Source organism: Ornithinibacillus halophilus (assembly GCF_900129485.1).
In the GTDB taxonomy this organism is placed as follows: Bacteria; Bacillota; Bacilli; order Bacillales; family Amphibacillaceae; genus Ornithinibacillus; species Ornithinibacillus halophilus.
The window spans coordinates 33,635-46,616 of the sequence record NZ_FQVW01000006.1; the positions used below are offsets into that span (position 1 = coordinate 33,635).

General features: G+C 35.9%; 11 protein-coding genes. All 11 read left to right on the top strand.

All coding sequences use genetic code 11. From position 1 onward, the window contains the following. Positions 1 to 12 precede the first annotated feature (12 nt). The 11 genes from BUB12_RS04690 (at position 13) to rlmD (ending at position 12,682) form a co-directional block, all read left to right on the top strand. The gene (locus BUB12_RS04690) at positions 13 to 1,128 is read left to right on the top strand and encodes a CamS family sex pheromone protein (protein WP_072888576.1); all 1,116 of its coding nucleotides are present in this window, start codon (positions 13 to 15) and stop codon (positions 1,126 to 1,128) included. 204 nt (positions 1,129 to 1,332) lie between these two features. Beyond that, positions 1,333 to 2,883, top strand: coding sequence for an L-glutamate gamma-semialdehyde dehydrogenase (gene pruA / locus BUB12_RS04695; RefSeq protein WP_072888577.1), 1,551 nt, complete (start codon positions 1,333 to 1,335; stop codon positions 2,881 to 2,883). Positions 2,884 to 3,154: 271 nt separating this feature from the next. Continuing rightward, positions 3,155 to 4,420 carry a helix-turn-helix domain-containing protein gene (locus BUB12_RS04700; RefSeq protein ID WP_072888578.1) on the top strand — a complete coding sequence of 422 codons (1,266 nt, stop codon included), beginning with the start codon at positions 3,155 to 3,157 and terminating at the stop codon, positions 4,418 to 4,420. A gap of 15 nt (positions 4,421 to 4,435) precedes the next feature. Further along, on the top strand, positions 4,436 to 4,582 hold the full coding sequence (locus BUB12_RS17610) for a hypothetical protein (RefSeq protein WP_159431546.1): 147 nt from the start codon (positions 4,436 to 4,438) through the stop codon (positions 4,580 to 4,582). 325 nt (positions 4,583 to 4,907) lie between these two features. Beyond that, a complete protein-coding gene (locus BUB12_RS18170) occupies positions 4,908 to 5,030 on the top strand; it encodes a hypothetical protein (RefSeq protein WP_268801932.1) in 123 nt (40 codons plus the stop codon). A 3-nt stretch (positions 5,031 to 5,033) separates the two neighbouring features. Further along, positions 5,034 to 6,575 (top strand): sodium/proline symporter PutP, encoded by a 1,542-nt coding sequence (gene putP, locus BUB12_RS04705; RefSeq protein WP_072888579.1) that lies wholly within the window; start codon positions 5,034 to 5,036, stop codon positions 6,573 to 6,575. A gap of 285 nt (positions 6,576 to 6,860) precedes the next feature. After that, a complete protein-coding gene (gene gatC / locus BUB12_RS04710) occupies positions 6,861 to 7,151 on the top strand; it encodes an Asp-tRNA(Asn)/Glu-tRNA(Gln) amidotransferase subunit GatC (RefSeq protein ID WP_072888580.1) in 291 nt (96 codons plus the stop codon). Positions 7,152 to 7,168: 17 nt separating this feature from the next. Beyond that, positions 7,169 to 8,635, top strand: a complete 1,467-nt coding sequence (gene gatA, locus BUB12_RS04715; RefSeq protein WP_072888582.1) for an Asp-tRNA(Asn)/Glu-tRNA(Gln) amidotransferase subunit GatA — start codon at positions 7,169 to 7,171, stop codon at positions 8,633 to 8,635. After that, positions 8,635 to 10,065, top strand: a complete 1,431-nt coding sequence (gatB, locus tag BUB12_RS04720) for an Asp-tRNA(Asn)/Glu-tRNA(Gln) amidotransferase subunit GatB (RefSeq protein WP_072888585.1) — start codon at positions 8,635 to 8,637, stop codon at positions 10,063 to 10,065. Before gatA ends, gatB begins: the two co-directional genes overlap by 1 nt. Positions 10,066 to 10,296: 231 nt before the next feature. Next, positions 10,297 to 11,208: a diacylglycerol kinase gene (locus tag BUB12_RS04725; RefSeq protein WP_072888652.1), complete on the top strand. Its 912-nt coding sequence runs from the start codon at positions 10,297 to 10,299 to the stop codon at positions 11,206 to 11,208. A gap of 88 nt (positions 11,209 to 11,296) precedes the next feature. Further along, positions 11,297 to 12,682 (top strand): 23S rRNA (uracil(1939)-C(5))-methyltransferase RlmD, encoded by a 1,386-nt coding sequence (gene rlmD, locus BUB12_RS04730; protein WP_072888588.1) that lies wholly within the window; start codon positions 11,297 to 11,299, stop codon positions 12,680 to 12,682. Positions 12,683 to 12,982 lie beyond the last annotated feature (300 nt).

Here is a 12,982-nt window from a genome sequence, read left to right on the forward strand (position 1 = left end):
AGGGGTGGTTGCATGAAAAAAGTTAGTGTTATTTTAATATGCACCCTCCTCCTCATAACAGGTTGTATACCGAATCTAGAGGGTGAGGATGAAGTGCTGCCAAATGATGAAGAGGTAGAGGGACAAAAGTCAATTGTTCCAAGTTATCGTCTTTCCGATGAAAATTATCCAATGATTTTGCCATATAGAGTAAGTGAGGCAAGAGGTGCTATTATTAACCAAATGGGAAGTAATAGAATCGACATTGATGAAATGGAAGAAGGGTTACGACGTCATTCACAAGAATATTTTGACCCAGGGGATTATTATTTTGAGGAAGGACAATATTTATCACTTTCAACCGTATATAATTGGATTGATGATCTTAATCCTGAAGTAGAGGATGAAGCAGATGTTGAAGACTATCGTGAAAATCCAAGATATCTCACACATATTCTCGAGCAAAATTTTCTCCAACGGAAAGGAGAGAAGAAGGTAGAATTAAGTGGGATATCGATTGGCTTAGCGATGAAGTCTGTCTACCGTTTTAATGCAAATGGCAGAGGGCCTTATTTTGAAGAAATTGACTACGATACGATGTTTGAAAAAGCCCAAGAAGTTGCTCAAAAAGTGTTGGAAAGGCTTCGTCAACGTGAAGAATTAACAGATATCCCGATTATGTTTGCCATCTATCGAGAAGAAGCCCAAAATTCAGCTGTACCAGGTAATTTTGTTGCAAAAACCTATGTAAAAAGTGGAGATATGATGATCAGAAATTGGGATAATCTGAATGAAGAAAATATTCTCTTCCCATCTAGAGAAGCAGAACGGAAATATTACGATGACGCTCAAATGATTAATAGCTTCGCGACAGATATAGCTGAATTCTTCCCTAATTACGTTGGGGTGATTGGAAAAGGATTTTACATTAATGAAGAACTGCAAGAATTGACGTTAGAAATTCCAATCGAGTTTTATGGAAAAGGGGAAGTACTAGGTTTTACGCAATATGCTTACGGATTAGTAAAGGAAAAGTTTTCAGGTGATTACTATGACTTAGAAGTGAATATAACGTCAAGTCAAGGACAGGAAGCATTAATATTCCGACCTGCAGGTGAAAATGAACCAACTGTCCATGTATATCACTAATAGGATAGTATATAAAAAAGAATGATTTATTGAAGAATTGCTAGATTTCAGTTAGAATAAGGAGTGGAATATACCACTCCGTTTTTTTATAAATGCACTTATTTCTTGAAAATTCATAATTCTTGTTTATTTCTCGCTACTTGTATTTAATAATGAAAACGGAAACAAGGTATAAATATGGATAACGTATAGGAGGTTTTTTATATGGTAGTACCATACAAGCACGAACCATTTACTGACTTTTCAGTAGAAGAGAACAGACAATTGATGCTCGACGCACTAAAAAAGGTGGAAGCAGATTTAGGTAAGGAATATCCACTAATTATTAATGGTGAGCGTATCACTACAGAAGACAAAATTGTTTCTGTTAACCCAGCTAATAAAGAAGAAATAATTGGGTATGTATCTAAAGCCAATAAAGAGCTAGCTGAAAAAGCAATTCAAGTGGCTGATGAAAGATTCCAAAACTATTGGAGAACTTCTGATCCAAAATTCCGTGCAGGTATTCTTTTCCGTGCAGCAGCAATTATTCGTCGTCGTAAACATGAATTCTCTGCACACTTAGTAAAAGAAGGCGGAAAACCGTGGAAAGAAGCAGATGCGGATACTGCAGAAGCAATTGACTTCCTTGAGTATTATGGTCGTCAAATGCTGAAAATAAAAGATGGTATTGAAATAAACAGCCGTCCTATCGAGCATAACCAATTTAATTACATTCCATTAGGTGTTGGTCTTGTTATTTCACCATGGAACTTCTTATTTGCTATTATGGCTGGTACAACTGTAGCTGCAATGGTTAGTGGTAATACAGTATTATTAAAACCAGCAAGTACGACACCAGTTATTGCATATAAATTTATGGAAGTATTAGAGGAAGCAGGTCTTCCTGCAGGTGTCATTAACTATATTCCTGGACCAGGGAGTGAAGTTGGTGATTTCTTAGTTGACCATCCTCGTACACGTTTTATTAGCTTTACAGGTTCTCGTGAAGTTGGTACACGTATCTTTGAACGTGCAGCAGTAGTACACAAAGGACAAAAGTGGTTAAAACGAACCATCATTGAAATGGGTGGTAAAGATACAATTGTTGTTGATAAAGAAGCTGACCTTGAGTTGGCTGCACAATCAATAGTACAATCTGCATTTGGATTCTCTGGTCAGAAATGTTCAGCATGTTCACGCGCAGTTATTCATGAAGATGTTTATGAAGATGTAAAAGGTCGCGTAGTTGAATTAACGAAAGAACTTTCTGCTGGAAATCCTTATGATAATTCTCATTTCATGGGTCCAGTTATTGACCAAGGTGCATATGACAAGATTATGAGTTACATTGAGATTGGTAAAAATGAAGGAGAGCTTCTTGTTGGTGGAGATGGAGATGACTCAACTGGTTGGTTCATAAATCCAACTGTATTTGGAGATGTGGATCCTGAAGCGCGTATTATGCAAGAAGAAATCTTTGGACCTGTTGTTGGTTTAACAAAAGCTAAAGATTTTGATCATGCTATTGAAATTGCTAACAATACAGAATACGGCTTAACAGGTGCTGTAATCACAAATAACCGTGAACACTTAGAACAAGCACGCCGTGATTTCCATGTTGGAAACCTTTACTTCAACCGTGGATGTACAGCAGCAATCGTTGGTTACCAACCATTTGGTGGGTTTAACATGTCTGGTACAGATTCAAAAGCAGGTGGACCAGATTACTTAATCCAACATATGCAAGGTAAAACAACTTCTGAAATGCTATAATTTTCACACCAACCCCACAGATTTACTTTCTGTGGGGTTATAAAAAGAAGACTTATATCTGAATATTTAATCTCTTCTATATAGTAGTGTTTAACGGGTGAAATTAACGTCAAAACTTTCCTACTTTCCTAAAGTTAGGAAAGTAGGAAAGTTTTTTCATGGTTAAAGCCACTTTTCAGGCCTAACTTTCCCAATAACGGTGTTCGAAAATTATGTTATTATAATAATAAGCAAATAGTAATAGAGACAAGTAATCGGAGGAGAAGATGAGATGGAAATTGGTTCCTTTATTAAATTACAGCGAGTCAAACAAGGAATGACACAAGAAGAGTTAGCTGATGGAATTGTTTCTATGTCCTATTTGTCCAAAATTGAGAACCAGCGTACAGATGCTAGTCCAGAAGTGATCAGCATGTTATGTACGAGACTAGGAATTGAACTTAATAGTGAGAAGGATGAAACGATAAAAGAGAAATGTCAAAACTGGTTCAATATGCTTTTTGAACAGAATGATAAAAGTGAAATTATTTCAACATATGAGGAAATTAGTCAGCTAATGTCAGTCGTTCGTTCTGATAACTTAATGATGTTTGAGATTCATAAGATAAGATACTTCTTGTTAATTGGAGAATATGATAAAGCTTTAGAGCAAATTAATAGTTTAAGTGAGGTAGCAGGCTCTTTTGATAACACTCATTTATACTATTGGTACAAATTTAAAGGTAACTATAGCTCAGTTATTGGAGAATTTACCCATGCAATGCGCATGTATCGATTGGCTGAGAAAAAGATTAATCAGATTAATATCAGTGATGCTGAACAAGCAGATATTTATTACATAATTGCTATAACACATAGTAAGTTAAGGAATGTTCTAGAAACAATTGATTATACCAATAAGGCTATTGATATCTTTCAAAGAGAGTATAACTTTATTCGGTGTGCACAATGCCATATAGTTCTTGGGATTGCCTACCGTAGAATTAAAATGTATGAAAAAGCAATTAAGCATTATAATTTAGCCAAACATCTTGGAGGGCTAAATAAAAATAATGAAATGATTCAATTAACTAACCAAAACCTTGGTTATTTATACTCCAATATTGGGGATACCAAAGAAGGTATTAAACATTTTCTAGAAGTAGTAAAGGATGAGAAGACTAAAGTTACTGGTAGATTAATGGCAGTAACAAACCTTATCAAAGAGTATTATAAGATCCAAAATTTTGATAAAGTTGAAGAGATGATAGTAGTTGCTAATAATCTTCTAAAACAAGATAAAAATGATGTTTACCATAGATTGTATAATTACATAGTTTTAACTTTTGAGTATGCCATCACGAATCAAGATGAAAAGTTCACTTCGTTATTAATAGAGGAATTTATACCTTACCTGAAAAAGCAAAAAGATCATGCAAACTTAATAATTTACTCGAATATGATTGCTAAACATTATGAAAGTGTAGGTAGGTATAAAGACTCTGTTAAATATTATAAGTTAGCAAACCTCACATATGAGGAAGTTGTAAATCTATAAAGGAGGGGAGAGTAAATGAAAAAAATGATAGCTACCGTTGCACTAGGAGCATTATTAGTTGGAGGATTTGTATTTGCGCAAGATAACACAACGGATACTGCATCTAATGGTGAATTAGAACCAAGTATCTTTAACATGATGAATTTTAAAGGTGATCTGTAAGGAAAAAATGGTTGTTTAAATTACCCTATTACTATATGATAGATGGCCTAGAATAGCGGAAACTATTCTAGGCTTTTTGTGTTTGAAAATTAACTTGTCCCCACAGAACCCCATATAAGGCACTTATTTAATTTTAATATTTTATTTTAACGTAATTAACAAAAATATACAAAAATTTTCACAAAATCGACAAAAAGTCTTATATTTCATTTCATTTATGTTATTATATTAATAGGAAAAGTGAATTGGAAAAGTTTCGAATAATACATAAACACTTTTCCGAAATCAAAAGGGCAGAATTGATAAAAAAGAAAGGGGTTTCATAATGGATTTATTTCTACTGAATGGATATGCCTTAACTGGTGCAACATGGTTTTGGTTACTTGTGCCGATGCCGCTATTAATTTTACTATCAATCGTGTCATTATTTACGAATAAGGGGGACTAGAAAATGGATACAGCTGTTTTAATAACTTTTATAGTTTATTTAGTTGGTATGCTCGTGATCGGGCTATTTATGTATTATAGAACTACTAATCTATCAGACTATGTATTAGGTGGACGTTCACTTAGACCTAGTGTTGCTGCATTAAGTGCTGGGGCATCAGATATGAGTGGGTGGCTACTATTAGGGCTACCTGGAGCTGCATATGCATCTGGATTCGGTGGTGCTTATGGTGGTTGGATGGCAATCGGACTAGCAGTCGGTGCATATCTTAACTGGCACTTTGTTGCGAAACGTCTTCGTGTGTACACAGAGGTATCAAACAACTCAATTACAATTCCTGACTTCTTAGAGAACCGTTTTAAAGACAACTCACACGTTCTACGCGTCGTATCTGCATTAGTAATTTTACTATTTTTCACCTTTTATACATCATCAGGTATGGTTGCAGGGGCAACACTATTTGAATCATCATTTGGATTTAACTATCAAACTGCGCTATGGATTGGTGCTTTAGTTGTAGTATCTTATACATTTTTAGGTGGATTTTTAGCTGTAGTATGGACAGACTTTTTCCAAGGGGTATTAATGCTCTTTGCTTTAATTGTAGTACCAATCGTTGCTTTGAATGAACTTGGTGGTTGGAGTACAGCTGTTCAAGTAATTGGAGAAATAAATCCTGACAACTTAGATATGTTAGCAGGAGTAGGAACGTTTGCTGGAGTAATTGCAATTATCTCAGGTGCTGCATGGGGTCTTGGTTACTTCGGTCAGCCTCATATTATTGTCCGTTTTATGGCATTACGTTCTCATAAAGATGTACCAAAAGCGAAATTTATTGGTACAACTTGGATGATTTTAGGTTTATATGGTGCAATGTTTACTGGTTTTATCGGTTTAGCATTCATTACAACACAAGATGTATCTATACTAAGTAATTTTGGAATTGATTTAGTAGAAGAAGGTGGAGTAACGTTATTAGATAACCCAGAAGTTATTTTCATTGCGTTATCACAGTTACTATTCCATCCAGTTATCGCTGGTATTTTATTAGCTGCTATTCTTTCAGCAATTATGAGTACAGTTGACTCTCAATTACTAGTTTCTTCTTCAGCAGTTGCAGAAGATTTCTATAAAGCAATCTTCCGTAAAGAAGCTTCTGAAAAAGAATTAGTATGGGTTGGTAGAATTGCAACAATCGTTATTGCATTAATCGCAACATTAATCGCAATGGATCCAGAAGCTTCTGTGCTTGAATTAGTTGGGTATGCATGGGCAGGATTTGGTGCCGCATTTGGACCAACTATAATTCTATCGTTATTCTGGAAAGGAATTACTCGTAATGGTGCAATCGCTGGTGTAATTGTTGGTGCTGTTACAGTTGTAATTTGGGGTAACTACTTATCAGGTGGAATTTTTGATCTTTATGAAATCGTTCCAGGTTTCCTACTTAACTTAATTGTTACTGTAGTAGTAAGTAAAACGGGTAAACCGTCACCTGAAATGGAAGCAGAGTTTGATGAAACTGTTGCTAAATTAAACGAATAATATTAATTAATAAGAAAGTCACTTCTCTAAGGAGAGGTGGCTTTTTTGGTTAGTCGTTCAATTAATATATATTTGAGGTAGATTTCCTAATTAAGAAACAATATAGCCGAACATTTCATGAGTGGAATTTGCTACAGATAGTACTGTAAGGAAGCTTTTATCCTTCATTAGTTGCTAATTCCTATTAAATTCTGCTATTATCAATAGTATTGTAGGGCTTTTCTTATTTAAATAATGTAGTTAAAATATCCTATTATATATAATGGAAATAGTGGAGGTGCAAACATGACAAATATTTCGAAAGAACAAGTGAAACACGTAGCAAACTTGGCACGCTTAGAATTCACTGAAGAAGAAGTGGAAATGTTCACAGAACAATTAAGCTCGATCATTTCATTTGCAGAGCAGTTAAACGAATTAGACACAGATGGTGTTGAACCAACAACGCATGTGCTTGACCTTAAAAATGTAATGCGTAAGGACGAGCATAAAGATTGGATTACAAAAGAAGAAGCAATGAAAAATGCCCCAGATCAAGAAAATGGTCAATATAAAGTACCATCTATTTTAGAATAAAAGGAGGGAATACCAAAATGTCACTTTTCGATCATAGCATTAAAGAAATCGAAGCGAAATTACATAACAATGAAATTACTGTCCAAGATTTAGTAGATGAATCATACAAACGTATTAACGAAGTAGATGACAAAGTGCATGCATTCCTTACTTTAGATGAAGAAAATGCACGAGCTAAAGCAAAGGAATTAGACGAATCAACAGATAAAACCGAAAAATTATTTGGTATCCCTGCTGGTATCAAAGATAACATCGTAACGAAACAATTACGCACAACTTGTGCTAGTCAATTTTTACGTAACTTTGATGATCCATTATATGATGCAACCGTCGTTCAAAAATTAGCAGCAGAAAAATCCGTTACAATTGGTAAATTAAATATGGATGAATTCGCAATGGGTTCATCCAATGAAAATTCTAGCTTCACTCCGACAAGAAACCCTTGGAATACAGATTATGTGCCTGGTGGCTCTAGTGGTGGTTCAGCAGCAAGTGTGGCGGCAGGTGAAGTACTATTCTCATTAGGATCGGACACTGGTGGTTCTATCCGTCAACCGGCTGCATTTTGTGGGGTTGTTGGGTTAAAACCTACATATGGATTAGTATCACGTTTTGGATTAGTTGCTTTCGCATCATCCTTGGATCAAATCGGACCATTAACACGTACAGTAGAGGATAATGCAAGGGTACTAGAAGTAATTGCAGGACATGACAATATGGACTCTACAAGTGCTAACGTAGAAGTTCCTGAATATACGAAGGAACTGACAGGTGATGTAAAAGGCTTAAAAATCGCTGTTCCTAAAGAATACCTTGCTGAAGGGGTTAATCCTGAAGTAAAAGAGACTGTTTTAAATGCATTAAAAGTATATGAATCTCTAGGTGCAACATGGGAAGAGGTATCTTTACCACATTCTAAATACGCCGTTGCAGCCTACTATTTACTATCTTCATCTGAAGCATCAGCAAACCTTGCTCGTTTTGATGGGGTACGGTATGGAGTTCGTTCTGAGAATGCAGAGAACATGATTGATATGTTCAAGAAATCTCGTAGTGAAGGCTTTGGTGAGGAAGTAAAACGCCGTATTATGCTTGGAACGTTTGCGTTAAGTTCAGGTTACTATGATGCCTACTATAAAAAGGCACAAAAAGTACGTACATTAATCAAAAATGATTTTGATAAAATATTTGAGGATTATGATGTTGTCATTGGACCAACTACACCAACCCCAGCATTTAAAGTTGGTGAGAAAATTGATGATCCATTAACAATGTACGCAAATGATATCTTAACAATTCCTGTTAACCTTGCAGGAGTTCCTGGTATTTCCATTCCTTGTGGTTTTTCCGAAAATGGATTACCAATTGGCTTACAAATCATTGGTGAACATTTTGATGAATCAACTGTTTACCGTACAGCACACGCTTATGAAAAAGCGACAGATCATCATACAAAACGACCTCAACTTGGAGGTGCAAACTAATGAATTTTGAAACGATTATTGGTTTAGAAGTGCACGTAGAATTAAAAACACAATCAAAAATTTTCAGCCCAAGTCCAAATGAATTTGGATCAGAACCTAACTCAAATGTAAACCCGATTGACCTTGGGTACCCTGGTGTTCTTCCAGTATTAAATGAAGAAGCCGTTAATTTTGCAATGAAGGCTGCGATGGCGTTAAATTGTGAAATTGCTACAAATACGAAGTTTGACCGTAAAAACTATTTCTATCCGGACAATCCAAAGGCTTATCAAATCTCTCAGTTTGACCAGCCAATTGGGGAAAATGGTTGGATAGAAATTGAAGTGAATGGGAAAAAGAAACGCATCGGAATTACACGTCTTCATTTAGAAGAAGATGCTGGTAAATTGACACATGGTGATGATGGATATTCCTTGGTAGACTTTAACCGTCAAGGAACACCTTTAATCGAAATTGTGTCTGAACCTGATATGCGTTCTCCAGAAGAAGCATATGCTTACCTAGAAAAATTAAAAACAATTATTCAATATACTGGTGTTTCTGATGTGAAAATGCAAGAAGGTTCTTTAAGATGTGATGCTAACATTTCCTTGCGTCCAATTGGACAAGAGAAGTTTGGTACAAAAGCTGAATTGAAGAACTTAAACTCATTTACTTTTGTGCAAAAAGGATTAGAGTTTGAAGAAAAGCGTCAAGAAAAAGTATTGTTATCAGGTGGCGAAATTCTTCAAGAAACGCGTCGTTATGATGAAAAGACAAAAGAAACCATTTTAATGCGTGTGAAAGAAGGATCAGATGATTATCGTTATTTCCCTGAACCTGATTTAGTACCATTATATATTGATGATGCATGGAAAGAACGAATTCGTAATGAAATTCCTGAGCTTCCAGATGCTAGAAAACAACGCTATATTAGTGAACTAGGTTTACCAGAATACGATGCAGCTGTATTAACAAGTTCTAAAGAAATGTCCGATTTCTTTGAGGAAACAGTTCAGCATGGAGCTGATATGAAGCAAGCATCCAACTGGCTAATGGGTGAAATTTCTGGGTATATGAATAAGCATTATAAAGAGCTTGGTGAATTAGCCATTACACCTGAAGGGCTCGGTAAAATGATCAAGCTAATTGAAGATGGTACAATATCTTCTAAAATAGCGAAAAAAGTATTTGCAGAGCTAGTAGAAAAAGGTGGAGACCCTGAACAAATCGTCAAAGATAAAGGACTTGTTCAAATTTCTGATGAAGGTCAGTTAAAAGAAATTATCGGCAAGATCCTTGATGATAACGAACAGTCAATCGTTGACTATAAGAATGGTAAAGACCGTGCATTAGGCTTCTTAGTTGGTCAAGTGATGAAAGCGACAAAAGGTCAAGCCAACCCACCGATGGTAAATAAAATTCTAAAAGAAGAAATGGATAACAGATAAAATTGTTATTACAGCTAGCTTGCATACTTGTGGGCTAGCTGTATTTATTGAACTGGAAATCCGTTCTAGATGTCTAGCTCCATGCGTTCTTTACTTTTCTTTATACAATTTACTTTTCAAAGTGGAAAAAAAGGGCTATGCTATAGAATGGATAGATTTAACAATAAGAGGATAACAACATAACTTCAAAGTGCTAGCATATTCTAGCATTAGGGAGGGGACGAGTTGAACGTGAAAAGAGCCCGAATTATATATAACCCAACATCTGGCCGTGAAGCTTTTCGAAAAGAGCTGCCACGTGTCTTAGAACGATTTGAACAAGCAGGGTATGAGACATCTGCTCATGCGACAACTGGTGAGGGAGATGCAATCGAAGCTGCAAAGACTGCCGTAGAACGACGGTATGATGTTGTAGTTGCAGCAGGTGGGGATGGTACGATCAATGAAGTAATTAATGGTTTAGCAGAGCAAGATTACCGCCCTAAATTGGGAATCATCCCAATGGGAACAACTAATGACTTTGCTAGAGCACTATCGATTCCTAGAGATATCGATAAAGCAGTTGATATTATTTTAAAAGATCAATCTTTATTATTAGATATTGGAAAAGTGAATGATCATTACTTTATGAATATCGCTGGTGGTGGGAAGTTAACGGAATTAACGTACGACGTACCTAGTAAACTAAAGACGATGATTGGTCAACTTGCGTATTATATGAAGGGGATTGAGATGTTACCATCGTTAAAACCTGCCCATGCTCGTATTGAATACGATGGTCAAGTGATTGATGAGGATATTATGTTATTTTTAGTGTCAAACTCTAATTCCGTTGGTGGTTTTGAAAAGTTGGCACCAGATGCATCGTTAACGGATGGATATTTTGATTTAATTATTTTGCGGAAAACAAACTTAGCAGAATTCATTCGAATCGCTTCCTTAGCGCTGCGAGGTGCACATTTAGAAGATGATCAAGTCATTTATGTAAAAGCTAAGAAAATCACTGTTATCCCTGATGAGAAAATGCAACTAAATATTGATGGAGAATACGGGGGATTACTACCCGGAGAGTTCGAAAATTTAAAGCAACATATTGAATTCTTTGTTCCAGAATCTCATCTAAAAAAGGAAGATGCCGAGTAACAGGCTATCTTTCTTTTTTCTTTAGGGATATTTAAAGGTAAGATATGATAAGATAAGTAACAGAAATCGAACGTAAAGGAAGATATAGATGTCAAAGCAAGCAGCCCCAGTAAAAAAGAATGAGACGATTACCCTTACTTTTGAAGACTTAACCCACGAAGGAAATGGGGTAGGGAAAATCGATGGATATCCATTATTCGTACCATATGCATTGCCTGGAGAAGAAGCAAAGGTAAAAGTGGTGAAAGTAAATAAAAAGTATGGATTTGGAAAACTAATTAATGTGACAAAAGCAAGTCCTGACCGAGTAGAACCACCATGTGACGTTTTTTATAAATGTGGTGGATGTCAAATTCAACATATGAGTTATTCCATGCAGTTAGAAATGAAGCAAAACCAAGTGAAGAATGTGATGCGTAAAGTCGCTCACTTAGACCATGTACCTGTGTATGAGACTATTGGTATGGAAGACCCTTGGCGTTATCGGAATAAGGTTTCTATTCCTGTAGGAGAAAAAGGCGGAGAATTAATTACTGGATTTTACCAAATGCGTAGCCACCATATTATTGATGATATGGATACTTGTGTTGTTCAAGATGATGTAAATGACCGTATGATTGAAGGCGTGAGGAGAATTGCAAGTCGTCTTGGTATAAGAGCATATGATGAGAAAAATCACCGAGGAGTACTACGTCATATTATGGTTCGTACTGGACGTGAAACGAAGGAAACGATGATTGTTTTAATAACAAGAACAGAAAAGCTACCACATAAAGAAGAGTTGGTAAAGGAATTAACGGATACGTATCCGAACGTAAAATCGATCATACATAATGTAAATTCCCGTCGAACAAATGTCATCTTAGGGGATAAGACTACGGTCCTTTGGGGTGAAAAATATATTTACGATACGATCGGAAATATAAGGTTTGCGATCTCTGCTAAATCATTTTACCAGGTCAACCCACCTCAAACACGTAAATTATATGAAAAGGCACTAGAATATGCTCAGGTTGATGAGGACGATACTGTAATTGATGCTTATTGTGGGATTGGGACAATATCGTTATTTCTAGCACAAAAGGCTAAAAAGTTATACGGTGTTGAAATTGTACCAGAAGCTATAAATGATGCGAAAATCAATGCAAAAATTAATGGTATTACTAACGTAGAATTCGAAGTTGGTAAAGCAGAAACTGTAATGCCTAAATGGAAAGAAGATGGATTGCGTCCCGATGTAATTATTGTTGACCCACCGAGAAAAGGGTGTGAGGAGTCATTGCTCAATGCAATGGTGGAGATGGGACCAAAACGAATTGTATATGTGTCTTGTAATCCATCAACATTAGCTAGAGATTTACGAATTTTAGAAGATGGTGGTTATGAAACAAAAAAAGTACAGCCCGTTGATATGTTCCCGCAAAGCATGCATGTTGAGTGTGTAGCAATGATGTCAAGAGAATTGTCTAATTAAAAAGTAAATCTCTCAATCAAAATAAACATTACCGACTCACACCCCAATTTCGTTAAAATAAACATTTCCGATTTCGGGGTCTGAACCAATAATGTCTCGGGTTTTCTTCAATAAGAACCCGGGATAATAGAAGCAAGAGAGGGGGACAAAAGAGTTCTTTCCTCTCTTTTCTTTGTTCCTCTATATCCCTTGTCAATACTGGGTTTATCCAATATTTCACTCCATCTTATTTTCAATAACAAATCAATACTCATCCAATATTTTTATCTTTTCCTCTTCAATTCTTTTCTCCAATATTCT